Source organism: Methanofervidicoccus abyssi, assembly GCF_004310395.1.
Lineage (GTDB): Archaea > AGJL01 > Methanococci > Methanococcales > Methanococcaceae > Methanofervidicoccus > Methanofervidicoccus abyssi.
This window is the reverse complement of sequence record NZ_BFAX01000002.1, coordinates 50,147-68,001: the sequence shown is the minus strand read 5'-3', so window position 1 is coordinate 68,001 and position 17,855 is coordinate 50,147. Positions and strand designations below refer to the sequence as shown.

The 17,855-nt window shown below is 35.6% G+C and carries 14 protein-coding genes; 6 read left to right on the top strand and 8 right to left on the bottom strand.

The genetic code is table 11. The features are described 5' to 3' along the window. Window positions 1-27 precede the first annotated feature (27 nt). The gene (locus tag MHHB_RS01740; protein WP_192893793.1) at window positions 28-1,266 is read left to right on the top strand and encodes an FIST signal transduction protein; all 1,239 of its coding nucleotides are present in this window, start codon (window positions 28-30) and stop codon (window positions 1,264-1,266) included. Window positions 1,267-1,393: 127 nt separating this feature from the next. Next, a complete protein-coding gene (locus MHHB_RS01735; protein ID WP_131006907.1) occupies window positions 1,394-3,010 on the top strand; it encodes a DUF128 domain-containing protein in 1,617 nt (538 codons plus the stop codon). Between the two features lie 534 nt (window positions 3,011-3,544). On the opposite strand, the gene cbiD is transcribed toward MHHB_RS01735, so the two are convergent. After that, the gene (cbiD, locus tag MHHB_RS01730; RefSeq protein ID WP_131006906.1) at window positions 3,545-4,660 is read right to left on the bottom strand and encodes a cobalt-precorrin-5B (C(1))-methyltransferase CbiD; all 1,116 of its coding nucleotides are present in this window, start codon (window positions 4,658-4,660) and stop codon (window positions 3,545-3,547) included. A 199-nt stretch (window positions 4,661-4,859) separates the two neighbouring features. Here cbiD and MHHB_RS01725 point away from each other — a divergent pair, with 199 nt between their 5' ends. Then, entirely contained in the window at window positions 4,860-6,203 is a 1,344-nt protein-coding gene (locus tag MHHB_RS01725) for an AIR synthase-related protein (RefSeq protein WP_131006905.1), read from the top strand. Between the two features lie 348 nt (window positions 6,204-6,551). Here the strand turns inward: MHHB_RS01725 and MHHB_RS01720 are convergent, their stop codons facing one another. Beyond that, complete coding sequence (locus MHHB_RS01720) at window positions 6,552-6,956, bottom strand: nucleoside-diphosphate kinase (RefSeq protein ID WP_131006904.1); 405 nt, start codon at window positions 6,954-6,956, stop codon at window positions 6,552-6,554. A 295-nt stretch (window positions 6,957-7,251) separates the two neighbouring features. Here MHHB_RS01720 and MHHB_RS01715 point away from each other — a divergent pair, with 295 nt between their 5' ends. The 3 genes from MHHB_RS01715 (at window position 7,252) to MHHB_RS01705 (ending at window position 13,496) form a co-directional block, all read left to right on the top strand. Continuing rightward, window positions 7,252-11,574: a DNA-directed DNA polymerase II large subunit gene (locus tag MHHB_RS01715; protein WP_131006903.1), complete on the top strand. Its 4,323-nt coding sequence runs from the start codon at window positions 7,252-7,254 to the stop codon at window positions 11,572-11,574. 267 nt (window positions 11,575-11,841) lie between these two features. Continuing rightward, window positions 11,842-12,240: a CBS domain-containing protein gene (locus MHHB_RS01710; protein ID WP_131006902.1), complete on the top strand. Its 399-nt coding sequence runs from the start codon at window positions 11,842-11,844 to the stop codon at window positions 12,238-12,240. Between the two features lie 8 nt (window positions 12,241-12,248). Next, complete coding sequence (locus MHHB_RS01705; protein ID WP_131006901.1) at window positions 12,249-13,496, top strand: adenosylhomocysteinase; 1,248 nt, start codon at window positions 12,249-12,251, stop codon at window positions 13,494-13,496. 336 nt (window positions 13,497-13,832) lie between these two features. Here the strand turns inward: MHHB_RS01705 and mptN are convergent, their stop codons facing one another. From mptN to MHHB_RS01675, 6 genes are all read right to left on the bottom strand, one after another. Then, complete coding sequence (mptN, locus tag MHHB_RS01700; protein ID WP_131006900.1) at window positions 13,833-14,702, bottom strand: tetrahydromethanopterin:alpha-L-glutamate ligase; 870 nt, start codon at window positions 14,700-14,702, stop codon at window positions 13,833-13,835. Window positions 14,703-15,049: 347 nt separating this feature from the next. Further along, a complete protein-coding gene (locus tag MHHB_RS01695) occupies window positions 15,050-16,009 on the bottom strand; it encodes a DUF1611 domain-containing protein (protein WP_131006899.1) in 960 nt (319 codons plus the stop codon). Between the two features lie 7 nt (window positions 16,010-16,016). After that, the gene (cobI, locus tag MHHB_RS01690) at window positions 16,017-16,718 is read right to left on the bottom strand and encodes a precorrin-2 C(20)-methyltransferase (protein WP_192893792.1); all 702 of its coding nucleotides are present in this window, start codon (window positions 16,716-16,718) and stop codon (window positions 16,017-16,019) included. Between the two features lie 4 nt (window positions 16,719-16,722). Continuing rightward, complete coding sequence (locus MHHB_RS01685; protein WP_131006897.1) at window positions 16,723-17,010, bottom strand: EMC6-like membrane protein; 288 nt, start codon at window positions 17,008-17,010, stop codon at window positions 16,723-16,725. Window positions 17,011-17,032: 22 nt separating this feature from the next. Further along, entirely contained in the window at window positions 17,033-17,278 is a 246-nt protein-coding gene (locus tag MHHB_RS01680) for a hypothetical protein (protein WP_131006896.1), read from the bottom strand. Window positions 17,279-17,286: 8 nt separating this feature from the next. Then, window positions 17,287-17,697, bottom strand: coding sequence for a hypothetical protein (locus tag MHHB_RS01675; protein ID WP_131006895.1), 411 nt, complete (start codon window positions 17,695-17,697; stop codon window positions 17,287-17,289). Between the last annotated feature and the right edge of the window lie 158 nt (window positions 17,698-17,855).

The window sequence follows — 17,855 nt, the reverse complement described above, 5'->3', positions numbered from 1 at the left end:
ATTACATAAAATAAAAGGGTTTTGAACATGATAACAGATAGAAGAAAAATACTGGAAGTTGGAATAGGTCAATCCACAGATCCTACCGAAGCTATTGAAGAAGCTCTAGAGGGTTGTAGAAAACCTGATTTAACCATAGTATTTGCATCCTCTGACTTAGATCCTAACTGGGTTTACAGGGAAATAAAAGAAAAAGTTGAAGATTCTCATATCATAGGAGGAACTACTGCAGGGGAGTTCTCCAGTATAGTTGAGAAACCACAGAAAGGTACTGTAGCGGTGATAACACTGAAAAGTCCTTACCTTAAAGTTGGTGTTGGTGTAAGTGAGGGGATATCTAAGAATCCCTTCGAATGTGGAAGAGAGGCAATTAGTAAAGCTTATGCCTCTTTAAAGGATAATCCTACAGCATCTGCAGTAATATCCATCGCCTTTATGAAGAAAAAGGGTTTAGATCTTTTGAAGATGAAACCTTTTATTAATATCATTATTCCAGATGGTTTGGCAAGGGTTGAAGAAGAATTTATAAAGGGAATATTATCAGCTGTTGGATATAACCACTGTATCATAGGTGGATCCACTGGTGATGACTTAAAGTTTAAAAGAACCTATCAGTTTGGAAACGGTGTATATACGGATGCTGGTGTAGTGGCTACCTTGAGTAGTGCTCTAAAGATAGGTACTGGATACGGCCATCCTTTCTACCCCACAGATGCAGGTGCTGTTGTTACCAAGTCCAATGGGAGGGTAGTTTATGAATTAGATGATAGACCTGCTTCTGAAGTTATGAGGGAATTACTTGGAGTAGATGAACTGACCCCTGAAGTATTTTCCCAGACACCTATAGGTGTTAAATCTTCAGATGTTTATGGGGAGTATATTATAAAAAGTCCTGCAAATGTAAATCCAGATGGTAGTATAACCTTTTACTCTGAAGTGCCTAAAGGGTGTTATCTAACTATCATGGATACTGACAAAGAACATATCGTCGAATCTTTTAAGAAAACTATACTTAATGCTATACAGGATGCAGGAAATCCAGAAGAGATAGGTGCAATTATTATATTTAACTGTATATTGAGATATTTACTTACTGAAAAAGAGGGAATAAACGATCTCAAGATAATAAAAGAGTTAGTAGGTGAAGTTCCAGTAATTGGATTTAACACCTATGGAGAGCAGGGAAGCACTTTAGGAGGATCTATAGGTCACTATAATCAAACTTCTACTGTCTTGCTACTTAGTAACGAAATAATCTCTAGATAAAATGTCTAGATAAAATGTATGTAAGGTATTTTTATTACTTTTTTTAATTTTTATATCAAATAATAATTTAATTAATAATTTAATTTACATTTTTTTGTTTATATATCAAAATTACAACGGTGGTAGCTTGGAAAACAATTTAGATGATAAACTTATAGAGATTCTGAATATCTTAGCCCAGTACGATAGGCCTGTAGGTGCTAAGATAATAGCAAATGAACTTAAGAAACGAGGTTATGAGTTAGGAGAAAGGGCTGTTAGGTATCACCTTCAACTATTAGATGAAAGAAATCTAACTGAAAAGATAGGATACTATGGTAGAGTTATAACGGAGAAAGGATTAGAAGAGCTAAATAAGGCAAATATATCTTATAGAGTAGGATTTGTATTTTCCAAGATGTTGGAGAAGATATACTTGTCAGACTTCCCAAGGAGTGTTATAATCAACAGGACTGTAATTGAGGGAAATTACTCGGAGGTTAAGGAGTTAGTGTTGAAAGTTGTAGATAATGGTTTCTCCATAGGTGATTTTATAAATATCAGGAGAAATAAGAGTTCTATCACAGTTGAAACCCTATGTTCCATAACCTTCGATAACTATCTTATGAAGGAAGGGATATATCCTATAATAAAATATGGAGGAATAGTTAAATTCGAAGACTACGAGCCTGTGGCATTTGAGGGGGTTATAGATTTCAGTAAGTCATCTATAGATCCCTTAGAAGCATTTATAACAAGGGGAAAGACAGATGTAATGGGGATTATAGAGAATGGAGAAGGACACCTACCTGCAAACTTCAGGATTATTCCAAAGACAACCTTAGATAGATTTGAAAACATTATAAAAGAGGATAAACTCAATGGGATACTCAGTTATGGGGAGGAGAATGTATTAGGGTTAAGTTTAAACGATGGTGAGGTAGGGATAGCCCTTGTGGGGGGGTTGTCTCCCATATGTCCCTTAGTGGAAATGGGATATCCAGTTAAGATCAGTGCAGCAAGTGATATTATAGATATTTCCAATGTAAAAACGGTAAGTAAAAAACATTTAAAGCCTGTGAAGAAGAAGGGGAAAGTTAAGATAGTATCAGTGTTCTCCAAGATGCTTTCTATGGTACATAAGGTGGATTACAGTATAGAAGATAGAAAGGGTAAGGTTTTAGTAAATAGGTGTTGTATAAATAGGAAGTATGAAGATGAAGTGTTAGAAGCGCTTGATAGATGTTATAAGATGGGGATTATGGTATCTGACAGGGTGGGTTTTGAACATAGGGGAGATAGATTAATAATGTCCACTATATGTTCTTCTACAGTGGATGGAATACTTATAAAACACGGTATTCCCGTGATTCCATATTGCGGAGGTATATTGGAACTCTCGAAGGATAGGTTTATAGAGATCATCTCCTATGATGGTACATCCTTAGATCCCCATGAGATATTTCTTAACAGGGTAGATGGTGAAAATACAGTATTATCAGGTGTTAGAAAAGCCCCAATGGTTGGTCGGGAGAAGTTAATAGAGATAGTGAAATATCTAAATTGGAAAGGTATATACAAGGTAGGAAAACCTAATAACGACGTATGTGGGGTTAAAGTTGAAAAAAATATGTTTGGATATATATGTTTTGGAGGTATGAATCCCTTCGCTATACTTAAAAGTAGGGGTATACCAGTAGAAGTTTCAGCCCTTCATGGGGTTGTAGAGTACAGTGAGTTAATTCCTGTAGAGGAGTTAGTATAGTACAGATAATTTGATATCTAATTTAAGAATGAATCCCAGCCTAATAAAAAAATAACTCTGGTTTCATTTTAGAAATAATATAAACAATTAGAGTAAAAATAACAAAAATAATAATAAAAAGAAGTAAAATAAAAAAAAATTTAAGAAAAAGGTTTTACCAGAATTTCCGTTATAGTTCTCCAGTATTAATGTAACCTAGAGGAGGATTATATTTGCTTTTATTTGTATATTAAATTACTGTTAAGTATTGATATTTTTAATTTCATAGACACAATTTTTAAACTAAAAGTAAAGATAAATCGGAGTTTATCAATTTTTAGAAAATCCCCTATTCTCAAATGCACTAAAGGAAGTACTGCAGGATTTCCGTTAATCTTTTTTAAGAGTTTCTATTTTTTTATTTTATAATTTATTTTTTTTTTAAATTTTATTTGTTTTAATTTTTATTCAATTTTTATTCAAGATCTTAGATATACTGGCTATCTATATAAATAGAAGTGCGTAAGGAAATATATGAAAAATAATAAGTGTTTTTTACTTTAACAGTGGTAAAAATCTATCTTCCATAAAACTACCTAAGATATTTCCTCTCATATCTATTATAATACAACTGAAGTTTATCTTCCTCCACCTATTCTTGGCCCTCTCAACAACTCTCCTCGCTATATCGTTAAACACATTATGAAGGACCCTTTTTCTTCTTAGGATATCTATGATCTCTTCTGTAGTATTTCCGTAAAGTATCTCTCTTAAAATATCCTTGCTCTCTATGTACAGAGAACTGTAGGCTGTTAATATTTCGTTCCTTCCATCTGCAACCTTAGAGTGGGTATTGTATATGCCTCCAGCAAGTTTCACGATCTTCCCAGCATGTCCAAATATAAGTATATCTTCAACACCTTTCTCCTCTGCCTTATCTATCATAAAATCCCAGAAGTTGGAAACTTCTACTATCTGATCTTCATCTACATTTAGGAGTTTCCTTGCATAGTTCGTCCCTATATTTCCAGGCGTATATACCAACATCTTGTGATTCTTCGCCAGGGCAATATCTATCTGTGGCACTAACGACTCTCTATAAGCCTCATTGGACATGGGCCTGACTATACCTGTAGTTCCAAGGATAGATATACCTCCTACTATACCAAGTTTAGGATTAAGTGTTTTTTTATACAACTCTTCACCTCTGGGAACGGAGATTTTCACTATAGCTCCTTCATCTCTATCGAGAAGAGGGGTTATATTTCTAATGATAAGTTCTCGAGGTTTTGGATTTATAGCCCAATCTCCTTTTTTAACCTGTAATCCCTCCTTTGTAACAACACCTACACCTTTTCCACCTACTATTTTAATTCTCTCTCCCCCTTTCCACTTTACAATCTTGGTATCAACGATAACTTCCACCCCATCTGTAATATCTATATCTTCACCTGCAAATTTCCTAACAGTAACTGTGGCACTTCTGGAGGGAATATCTCCTTCTATCTTCTCCACAGGTATTATAAGTATATCTCCCTTATCGTTCTCTATCTTCACATAATCCAACTTTACACCTTTCTTTAGATAGTAAATACCAGAATAAGCTCCTGCTGCAGCACAGGCACCTGTGGTGTATCCATACTTCTTTTCCCTTCTAAAGTCGTATATCATATTTAATCACTATTTTTGATATATTTTTAATTCTATCAAAAAAGATAAAAAATATAATGAAATTATAGAAAAAAGTATTAAAATGGAAGAGGGAATCTTAAAAAAACTAGATTTAAAATAAACAATAGTTTCTAAATTTTTTATTATTTTTCAATTACTATCTCAATTTTTTCTATCATACTAAAATATTGGTGACATCATGGATATAGAAGAATTTGTAAGAAGGTGTCTAAGGAAGAATATACCTGAGGATGTTATTATCGAAGAAGGTGTTAAAATAGTTACAGAATTTAAAAGAATAGATAGAAAAGTGGCGAGGGAATTCGTTGAGGCAGTTCTAAAGGAGGTAAAAACTGTAGAATCTTATAAAGATATTGAAGACTCAAAACTGAAGTATCTTCTGGAATACAAGAGATCTGGAGTTACTATGGGGGGGATAGGTGGAGGTAGTAGGGGAGAAGGTGATTTTTTCTTACATCAGCAGATAGGGAAGATTATCGAGAGTACAAATCAGAGGGCAGTTGTAGATAGTAGGGATCAGGATGACGGTGGAGTTGTGGAGGCAGAGGGTAGGTATATAGTGGCTACAGTGGACGGCACCCACTCCAGGTTAAGTGAATTTCCCTTCTTAGCAGGTTTTCATGTGACAAGAGCATGTCTAAGGGATGTGTATGTAATGGGTGCAGAACCTGTTGCCCTTATAAGTGATGTCCATCTGGCAGATGATGGAGATGTGTCCAAGATACTGGACTTTACAGCAGGTATATGTGCAGTATCTGAAAGTATAGGGGTGCCACTGGTTGCAGGAAGTACTCTTAGGGTAGGAGGAGATATGGTATTAGGGGAGAGGATGGTAAGTGCAGTGGGAGCTATTGGAGTTATAAAAGGTGACACTCCCACTGCAAGAAAGAGAGCCAAGGTTGGAGATTTGATACTTATGACTAAGGGAAGTGGAGGAGGCACCATAGCAACAACTGCCATATACCATGGGATGTTCTCAGTAGTTTATGAAACTCTCAATATAGATTTTTTGAAAGCATGTAAAAAGATATTTGAGAATGATCTACTGAAGTATATTCATGTTATGACAGATGTGACAAATGGAGGACTTAGAGGGGATGCCTATGAGATCTCAAGATCTGCTAACGTTTCCTTGGAGTTCTATATGGATAAAGTAATTGATGTTATAAATCCCAAGGTATTAGAGATGTTGAAAAAGTTAAATATAGATCCCTTAGGAGTCTCCATAGACAGTCTGTTGATAATAACTCCCGAGGAATATGCAGATGAGATAATGAAAAAAACTGGTGCTAAGATAGTAGGGGAAGTAAAGGAAGGAGAGGGAAGTTATGTTATAGATGGAGATAGGAAGATACCTCTTATTCCAGGGTTTAGGGAGTCTCCCTACACACCTGTAAAGAAGGTTGTGGATATGATGAAACCTGAGAAGGAAGAATTTGAACGTATGAAGAGAAAAATAGAAGAGGCCTGTAGGGAGGCTATTAAAAAGAAGGATTTTGTAAAGAATTTGTTATTACAGTAGTCAATAAAAGAGATAATAAAAATTATTGTAAAATCTGTCGTGATATAAGATTATCCTATCTTTATAGTTGGGACGTCCGGAGAGCTCTTTTTCCAATCTTCGGAAGTAGAAGGGAATATATCTATATTTTTTATTTTTATCTTATTTTATTAATTATTTTCTGGAGATTCTAAACATTAAGATAAGAGACAAATCCTCCTTAATTCTTTTCCTTAAAAGATGTATTAATTCTAAAAATCATAATATAGAACCCTACCAGTAAAGGATTTTGACTTTCTTTAAAATTATTTGAATATCGGAAAAAAGGTTGTAGAAATAAATAGTATATTATACTGCTCTAAAATAAAGTTACTTCCCAAAAAACAACTGCATCTCTCTCTTAGCACTTTCCTGAGAATCTGAAGCATGTACTAGGTTGTCTGGTGTGGAGTATCCAAAGTCCCCCCTTATTGTTCCCATCTCTGCCTCTAATGGATTAGTCTTTCCTATCATTTTTCTAACTACAGATATAGCATTTTCTCCCTCGATAACCATTACAACAACCCTACCCGATGTAATAAAATCAACTAAACTTTTAAAAAAATCTTTGTTCTTATGCTCCTCATAAAGTTTCTCTGCCAACTCCTTCGGTATTTTTAACATTTTCATCTCTACTATCTCTAATCTCTTATCCTCAAAACGCTGAATAATTCTTCCTATTAACTTCCTTCTGACAGTATCTGGTTTTAACATTACAAAGGTTCTTTCCTTCAATATATCCCCTTCTGAGATTTTATTGCAAGAAAACAGTCTTTTTTAAAGATAGATAAATGGTGATCATGACTTTTATAAACAGTTGGGCTTCTTCCTTCCCATAATATCCTGTCGGTAGAAAAATATTTAAAACTTTTTCTGTCTATAATGTTAATACTATAAACCACCAGAAAGTATAAAAAATTTTTTATCACTTAAGGAGAAAAGAGAAACACAACAAGATGGATGTTACGAACCAGTATCTAATTACATTCTTTTATCCTATTTAACCGAAATTTACACACTAAGTGGGACTATGCTCCATGTAAAGGCTTCTAAGGAGATGGAATCTTATTTTGAGAGTATCCTAAAGGAGGTAAAGAGGATATACGAGATAGCAGAAGAGTGTAGAAGAAAAGGTTACGATCCTATGGATCACGTGGAGATACCACTGGCAAGAGATATGGCGGATAGAGTAGAGGGATTGGTGGGTCCAAAGGGGGTGGCCAATAGGATCAGAGAGCTAGTAAACGAATACGGTAAGGAACCTGCAGCTCTACAGATAGCCAAGGAGATAGTAGAAGGTAAATTTGGTAAGGGTGAATCTAAGGAGAAGTTGGCAGAGCAGGCTATAAGAACTGCCTTAGCTATTCTAACAGAGGGTATAGTAGCTGCTCCTCTGGAAGGTATCGCCCATGTGAAGATAAAGAAGAATAAAGACAGTAGTGAGTACTTGGCTATATACTTCGCAGGGCCTATTAGAAGTGCAGGAGGTACTGCACAGGCGTTGGCAGTACTTGTTGGGGATTACGTTAGAAAGACCTTAGGATTAAATAGATACATCCCAACTGAAGATGAGATAGAGAGGTATGTAGAGGAGGTAGATCTCTATCAGTCTGAAGTAGGTACTTTTCAATACTCTCCAAGTGCTGAGGAGATTAGAATTGCAGTTAGAAATATACCCATAGAGATAACTGGAGAAGCTACAGATGATGTAGAGGTTAGTGGACACAGAGATCTAGAGAGGGTGGAAACAAATCAACTGAGAGGAGGTGCTCTCCTCGTACTTGTAGAGGGGGTTCTTTTAAAGGCTCCAAAGATCCTTAGACATGTGGATAAGTTAGGTATTGAGGGGTGGGAGTGGTTAAAGGAGTTGAAGGGTAAAAAAGGGGAAGAGGACAGGGAAGAAGAAAAGGAGGATAAAAAAGCAGTTAAAGATCCTAAAGGGAGGTTATACGAAGATGTGAAGATTGAAGCGATTACAAAGTATATAGGAGAAGTTATTGCAGGTAGACCAGTCTTTGCCCATCCATCTAGATCTGGAGGATTCAGGTTAAGATACGGGAGAAGTAGGAATACAGGGTTTGCAACTGACGGCTTCCATCCTGCCCTTATGTACTTAGTGGATGAATTTATAGCAGTAGGTACTCAGTTAAAGACTGAAAGGCCTGGAAAGGCAACCTGTGCAGTTCCAGTGGATAGTATAGAGGGTCCTATTGTAAAACTAAAGAATGGTGATGTGATACAGATAAACACTGTAGAGGATGCTATAAAATACAGGGATCAGGTGGAAGAGATTCTGTTCTTAGGAGATATCCTTGTAAATTATGGGGATTTTCTTGAAAACAACCATCCTATACTCCCAAGTAGTTGGTGTGAGGAGTGGTACGAGAAGATCCTTATATCTAAAGGTGTAGAATACAGTGAAGATTTCATAAAAAATCCAGATCATAAGGAGGCTGTAAAGTTTGCAATAAGGACTGGGACACCTCTACATCCAAGATTTACTTACTACTGGCATGAGGTATCCAAAGAGGATATAGTACTCCTTAGGAATTTTCTACTAAAGGGGAATGTAAAGATAAAGGAATCTAAGGATCTCTGGGTTGTATCTTATAAAGAGGGAGATAGAGGTAAAAGAATATTGGAGTTAATTGGATGTTGTCATAAAGTTGTTAGAAAGGGTGGAGAGAGATACATCGAGATAGAAGACTACTATCCTCTACTTTACTCCTTAGGATACGACATAGAGGATAAAAAGGATCTGATAGAAGATATTCAGGATCTAATGAAAAAGGCTAAGAACAGCATGCACCTTATAAACCTTCTTGCACCTTTCGAGATTAGAAGAAAGGCATACGTCTATATAGGAGCCCGTATGGGAAGGCCGGAAAAGGCTGCACCTAGGAAGATGAAACCTCCAGTAAATAGTCTCTTTCCAATAGGTAATGCGGGAGGAAATGTTAGACTAATCAACAAGGCAGTGGAGGAGAGAAATACGGATATTGTAGAGGTATCCTATGGAGAGTGTCCAAACTGTGGAAAAATAAGTCTATATAGAAAATGTCCCTTCTGTGGAACCTCTGTAGATCTTTCCGGTCCTAGGAGAATAGAGGCGCCACTGAAAGAGTACTGGAAAAAAGCTCTGGAGAATCTTAGATTGGGTAAAGTTGGAGATGTGAAGTGTATCAAGGGAATGACCTCTAAGAGAAAGATAGTTGAACCACTGGAAAAGGGAATACTCAGGGCTATAAATAAAGTGTATGTATTTAAAGATGGTACCTTAAGGTTTGACTGTACAGATGTACCATTAACCCACTTTAAACCCTATGAGATAAACGTCTCTGTGAAGAAGTTAAAGGAGTTGGGTTATGAGAAGGATATCTACGGCAATCCTTTAGAGAGGGAAGATCAGATAGTAGAGTTAAAGGTGCAGGATATAATCATCCCAAAGGCCTGTGCAGAATACTTTGTAAGTGCTGCCAAATTCATAGACGATCTACTTGAGAAATTCTACAAGGTGGAGAGATTCTACAACGTAAAAAGTAAAGAAGATCTAATAGGACACTTGGTAGTTGGAATGGCACCTCACACCTCTGCAGGTATGGTAGGTAGGATTATTGGATACTGTAATGCAAATGTAGGTTATGCACATCCTTACTTCCACGCCTCCAAGAGAAGGAACTGCTTTCCAGGAGATACTAAGGTACTGGTTAATATAGATGGTAAAGTGAAGAGGATAGATATAGAGGAGTTATTTAACCTATACGATGAGAGAGGGGAGTACTACGAGAATGGGGCTTATATTAGAAGATTCCCAAGGAATAATATCAGGATACAGGTGTATTCCTTCGATACAGTGAATAGAAGAGTAGTGCTTACAGAGATAGAGGAAGTATTAAAAATACCTTCTCCAAATTACTTAATAAGTATAAACCTCCAAGATAGAAGATCCTTTAAAACCACATCAGATCATCCTGTAATTATATACGATAAAGATAGGGATGAGTTTATAGAGAAGAAGGCAATGGAAGTTAAAGAGGGAGATCTTATATTTGTTCCGAAGTTGAATAACCTGGGGGAAGGAACACCAGAGGTTTTAAAAGATGTAGATATAGACTGTTTGATGGAGTTGTTAGGACATTTCTTAGGATCTGATGAAAATACAGTATCTCATCCTGATCAGAGTATAAAAGAATTGTTTAAAGTATTAGAAGTAGAAAAGGGTAAAGTGCCATCCTTCATGTATGGATTATCAAGGGAATACGTTAAAACGTTTATTACAACCTATATTAAAGTTTCAGGAAAGAAAAATAAGGAAGGAATACTGTTAAAGGGGGATGGAAATCTACTGGGAGATATAGATACCCTCCTAAATTCAAAGTTTGGTATCTCAGGTACATTCTTGGAGGATGGTAAAGGATTACTTTTAAAGAACGAAGATATCGAAAAGATATACAACAGTAAGGAAGGAAATAACTTCGGCTGGATACTAGAAGTTAAGAGTATAGATATCTTGAGACATGAGGGACATGTCTATTCCTTAAAGGCCAGGAAATATCACAACATCATTGTAAATTCTAACATACTAACCCATCAATGCGACGGAGATGAAGACAGTATATTCCTACTATTGGATGCTTTCCTAAACTTCTCTAAGGTCTATCTTCCTGAGAAAAGAGGAGGGCAAATGGATGCACCCTTAGTATTGACCACCATCCTGGATCCAAAGGAGGTAGATGGTGAAGTCCACAATATGGATGTTGTATGGGAGTATCCACTAGAGTTCTACGAGGGATCTCTTGATATGCCCTCTCCAAAGGAGATTAAGGATCTTATAGAAACTGTAGAAGATAGGCTTGGCACCCCTTCCCAGTACGAGGGACTTGGCTACACCCATGAGACAAGTAGGATAGACAATGGACCTTTCGTCTGTACGTATAAAACGTTGGATACTATGCTTGAAAAGACTGAAGCCCAGTTGAAAGTTGCAAAGAAGATAAGAGCTACCGATGAAAAGGATGTGGCGGAGAAGGTAATACAATCCCATTTTATTCCAGATCTAATTGGAAATCTAAAGGCATTTTCACGGCAGGGAGTGAGATGTAAATGTGGTGCAAAGTACAGAAGAATACCTTTGAGGGGAGTATGTCCTAAGTGTGGTAGTAAGTTAATATTAACAGTGTCCAAGGGAGCTGTTGAAAAGTATATGGATGTCTCCCAGAAGATGGCTCAGGATTACAACGCAAGTGACTACATAAAACAGAGATTAGAGTTAATTAGAGAAAGTATAGACAGCCTATTTAAAAATGAGAAAAAGAAACAGGTACGAATAGATCACTTCTTTGGAGATCAATAAATTCCGATAAACCTTAATTTCTAAACTATAAGCAAGGAATATATTTTTTCAAATATTTTTTTACTAATTTTTATTATTCTTAATAATATAATAATGTAATAATCATTAATATTTCTCAGGATTTTAATAGAGATTATGGTTTTAATATTTTTTATATATAGGATAAATAGTTATTAATTATAACATAGTACTACTAAGGTGATAAATTGATATCAAAGTATGTTGTTATAGTTATTAATTATAACATAGTACTACTAAGGTGATAAATTGATATCAAAGTATGTTGTTAGAGACATAATGAATAGGGGGATATATGAAGTGTTCTTAGATACTCCTCTAAGGGAGGTAATAAAAACCATGGGTGAAAACAGTATATCTTCTGTAGTAGTGACAGATAGAGAAGGTACCTACTGGGGAATTATAACAAGTTTAGATGTGCTGAAGTATTACACAAAAGATATAGATAACTTAAAGGCTGAGGACGTAATGGTCAGTAAGATCATCACAGTAAATCCTTTGACACCTTTAGAAAAGGCTGCTGCTATCATGGTGGAAAATAGAATACACCATCTCTATGTAGTATCTGAACTTAGGGAGGATAAAATAGTGGGAGTTATCAGTTCAAAGGATATTATTAAGGTACTTCACGAGGAATTGGAGAAGTAGGTGAAAGGATGAGTAAAATTAGGGATATAAATCTATATCCTGAGGGAGAGTTGAAAATAGAATGGGCCAGAAAACATATGCCAGTTTTAAACCTTATAAGAGAGGAGTTTAAGAATGAAAAACCCTTTAAGGGGATTACCATAGGGATGGCATTACATCTGGAAGCAAAAACTGCCGTACTTGCCGAAACCTTAATGGAGGGAGGAGCGGAGATAGCAATTACGGGATGTAATCCTCTATCTACCCAGGACGATGTAGCTGCTGCCTGCGTAAAGAAGGGGATGAATGTATATGCTTGGAGAGGAGAAACAAGGGAAGAATATTACGAAAACTTACATAAGGTATTAGATCATGAGCCTGATATAATTATAGACGATGGGGCGGATCTTATATTTCTACTACATAGAGAGAGACGGGAACTTCTAGATAAGATAATGGGGGGTTGTGAGGAGACTACAACTGGAGTTATAAGATTAAAGGCAATGGCTGAGGAGGGAGTATTAAAATTTCCAGTTATAAATGTAAATGATGCCTACACAAAACACTTATTTGACAACAGGTATGGAACAGGACAGAGTGTCATGGACGGTATTATAAGAACTACAAATCTACTAATCGCCGGAAAGAATGTAGTAGTTGCTGGATACGGTTGGTGCGGTAGAGGAGTTGCAATGAGGGCTGCTGGAATGGGTGCAAATGTTATAGTAACTGAGGTCAATCCTATAAGGGCCTTGGAAGCCAGGTTAGATGGTTATAGAGTCATGAAGATGGAGGAGGCTGCTAAGATAGGGGATATATTTATTACCACAACTGGATGTAAGGACGTAATTAGGGCTGAACATATGTTGGTTATGAAGGATGGAGCCATTCTTGCAAATGCAGGGCACTTTGACAACGAGATCAGTAAAGAGGATCTTAAGAGTATTTCTAAGTCTGTTAGAAAAGTTAGAAAAAACATAGAGGAGTATGACCTAGGGAATAAAAAACTCTACCTGCTTGGAGAGGGTAGGTTGGTTAATCTCGTATGTGGGGATGGACATCCCTGTGAAGTTATGGATATGAGTTTTGCAAATCAGGCTTTAAGTGCCAAGTTCCTTAAGGAAAATCATGAGAAATTGGAGAACAGAGTATATAATATACCGTATGAGCAGGACCTACGGATAGCTTCCTTAAAGTTAAGATCTATGGGTATCGAGATCGATGAATTAACTCCGGAACAGAGAAGATACCTAAGTGATTGGAGAGAAGGAACTTAATTTATGAATAAAATAAATAAAAATAATAACGATAAAAATAATGATAAAAAAATGATAAGTTAAAATAGATAATTAAAATAAAAATAAAAAGTAAAAAAAGCCCCAAAAAGTAGAATTGATAATCTCTTTTTAGTGCTCACTATAAGGTGGAAACTACGACAGGATATTCAGAGAATTCCTATTTCTTCAATGTTAAGGACAGGAAAATCATTTATTTTTATTTTTTTTATTTTTATTTTTAAAACGATTTTTTTATCATTTTTGTCATATCATTTTTTATCAGATCTTATGATAGGGATTAAGAGTTATATTAAGATTTTTGATGGGATTGAGGATTTATATAATACTTAAAATATACTCCACCAAACACCTTGTTATATCCACCTTAGAAACCTTCGAAAGAGCCTCCCAGGAAGGTGCTCCATTTACTTCCAACACCTTTAAATTTCCATTTTCATCTTCTATGATATCCACGCCACCGTAGAGTATCCCCAGAGCTTTTTTGGCTTTTAATGCTATATCTTCTATCTCGGGTGTAACTTCACATCTCTCGGCTCTCCCATTTTGGCGTATATTAGTTATCCAGTTGTCGGAGACACGATACATAGCTGCAACAACTTCATCTCCTACAACAAAAGCCCTGATATCCCTGTACTCCTCCCCAGGTGTGTTTATAAACTCTTGGAGATATATTACTCCGTATCTATTTTTATACTCGTTTAGAAGATTTAACCTGGTTATAAGAGATTTATTTTTTAACCTGTATATGCCTTCTCCACCATTTCCAAATATAGGTTTTAAAACACAGTCGTTGAATTTCTCTATCCATGTCATAGCTTTATGTATATCTTCAGTAACAACTGTCTTAGGATGAGGTACACTGTAAATATCCAAAAGTGCAGAGGTTTTAAACTTATTCCCACAGTTTTCCAAAGCCTCAGAAGGATTTATAACTGGAATATAATGTTCAATGTACTTAATAATATCGTATCTGTAGTAATTATTTATATCTCCAAGGTTTCTAACGAATATGGCATCGAGATCGAGAACATCCTTTCTTCTATATTCAAATTTTATATCCATACCTATATAGGATGTGATCCCAGAAGGCTTAATATATACAGGTGTAATGTTAAGTTCATTCATTGTTCTTTCCAATTCGTAGGTAACCCAGTCCCTACTTTCACTTAATATACCTATTTTCATAGTTTCACGTTTTCACTATATTTGATCTTACCAATGAGGAATAATTACAGATATTAAAAAGCAAGGAATTATGTAGTAGTTAGATAAATAATAATTAATAATAATTAATAGTGATTTCTATCTATTGCTTATTTTATTTTAGGATATTAGGGTAGAGATAGTAATTAATTAATAATTATATTACTTAATTTTATTTTTTAGATTATTTAAAAATCAAAAAAATTTAAAAAGTATTAACAGAATTACCGTAAAACTAACAGATTAAGTGTCCTCTCTAAAAAAGTAATATATAAGAGAATTTCTACTTTTTATATGTCCTACTCTTTTTTATGTATTTAATAATATTATTATAAAATATTACAGATATACTCATCTATAAACTCCTCTAAATATGTCCTTTTTACCACATCTACTACTGGAATATTCAACCTTTTGGAGATCTTATCCAGTATCTCTCTGTAATTTTCACCTAAGTTTTTAAATCTCCTTCCATTTATAGTAATCCCTATTACCTTCTTATTACTTAACATTTCCAAAACCTTTATATGGCGTTCTATCTCCTCTACATTTAAGGTATTAGATGCAAGTATTATATAATCCGGTTTTGAACCATAAAGAATAGATAAGCTTACAACACCTCCTCCTCTACCAGTTCCCACCTCTAAGGGATCTGAAAATATTCCAGTTTGACTGGACACCAATATAACATCTTTATCCTTTAAATCCACCTTTTTAATGGCACCGAAAATAGTAGAAGCAACATGACACAGGGGTATAACTTGTGGGATCACCATCTCCTCCATATTACAGAGTTTTGAGTGAGGCTCAGTACCTACACCACCTACCTCGAAGTATCTACCAAGTTCCCTCTTTAAAATAAGAGATGTTGTAAATTTACCACTTTTCCTTCCAGTGCCCATTACAGTTATTACCTTCCCACGTATTTTCTCCAACCCTAACTTAGCATAATATATATATCTCTGGAATGCTTGAGGGTCTGAAGAGTCGAAGTATTCGATACCGTACTCTTCTGCAGTAAATACTAATCTATGATTATCAGCTATTCTGTAGAGCCTAGCCATATTGTATATGTTTTTACCTTTCTCCATCTCTTTTAATATTGTTTCCTCCCATGTCTTTATCTCAGAAGGTTCCAATATCTCCTTAGTCCATATAAAGGTATCGTAGTCTTCTTCTAGGTATTTTTCATCTTCAAAGTGATAACCTACTATTTTAATATTGGAGAATCTCTCCAGCCCCTCTGATACTTTGTTTTTGTGAGATAGTTTTGCACTCCTTACAATCATAACATCCCTATATATCTTCCCTATCAACCCTTTTAATTATAGCCAAGGATAGATAGTGGTTGATATCTTCAAAGTCTATCTCCTCAATCTTTCCCCACTGTATATTTTCATCTTCCCAAAAACCTTTACTTACCACCCCTACTAAGTATTTATCCCTTTCCTCCTTACCTAATATTCTCTTCAGTATCTCTCCCAATCTCTTCGTCTTCATAACCACAATGGTGTCGAATAGCCCTAGATATCTCTCTAAATCTTCACCTCTCGGTAGTATAACTAACTTCTCTCTTCCTTCAACTAAAGGTATATTCAACCTCCCTGCACAGGCAAAGGGAGAAGGTATCCCATTTACAATCTCCACTGGGATGTTGTCCCTCTTTAACAGTCTCCACAGGTAGGAGAAGGTACTATATAAAGTGGGATCTCCTATAGTAATTACCGCCACCTCTCCTTGAGCACTCTTGATGTTCTCAAAAGCCCTCTCATGATATATCTTTAAACACTCCTGATTTTTTATCATTGGAAATAATAATTCCTCTACAGGTTTTCCCTCTACAATATCTTTTACAATATCGTAGGCTAAGGAAGATCTACCTTCCTTAGATACTGGAATAAATATTTTATCCACTTTTTTTAACACTTTTACCGCTTTCAACGTTAATAATTCCTTATCTCCCGGTCCTACTCCTACACCATAAACTTTTTCCACCATCACATCACCAAATCCTGGAGAATACTCCATTATACGCTAGTATCCAAAATACTATAGCGGTAAAAAAATAAGGTGTCACCCCACATCCAAGCCACTGTTTCTGATCTAAACTATCTTTACCAAGTATTAGGGCCGTAATATGTCCCACTATAAGAAGTCCAGCAGTTAGAAAGATCATGGTTACTATCCCACTGAATATACCAAGACCTAAGTTATATACATAGTTAGATAGTGTTCCAAATATCATACCACATAAGGTATGAATTATAGCAGATTTTCCCTCCACATCCATTAGAAACACCTTAAAAGTAGAATTACCTCTTAACTATCTCCACAATCTTGTATATATCTATAATTTCTTTAGGTCTCTTACTTCCTTCGGTATAGGTGTAATCAACCAACACTTCAACCTCTTCGTGCACCTGCAACCTGTCTTTTTCTCTCAATAGAACATCCCCTTCCTCAAGTAGGAAGACGAATTTCCTTCTAGTTTTCAGTGAACCTCTGTCTATCACTATACTACTTTTCTCCAACTTCAATTCAAGTATGGAGTAGTGCATAATCTCCCTTAAACGTATATATATACCTTTTTCTCACAAATCTCCAAGGTTTCACACTCTCCACTAATAGGTTTCTCTTCACATAACTCTATCCAGTTCCTATTTGCAATATCCTGGGACACTATACTTAGAATATGTCTTAACTCCTCATCCTCTGTGTATATCTTAGCTACAGTTTTGTACCTCCTACCTAACAGTGCAATATCCCTCAATACCAGTTTAACCTCTGTAAATAGTTTCAAGTATCTTTTAGCGTCCTCTATTTGCTCTGGGTATCCAGACAGGACAGGATACTCCATATTTAATACAGGATCCCTTTTTATCCTATAGTCTACACCACAGGTTTCCACAACTCTGAATATAATAGACTGTGGAATCCCAGGTGGAATAGGTATTTCTACTATATTATCCTTTTCCATAGTTATCTCCTATCGTTATGTTGGATAGATATTAAAAGATTAAAAGAACAATTAACTCCCCTTATCTATGCTCTATAAATTCAGTCTAAGTTATTATACAGAAAAACTTTATAAATTAGTTTTTATTGGATAGAATTTCATTCTGTCCTTTTTATAAT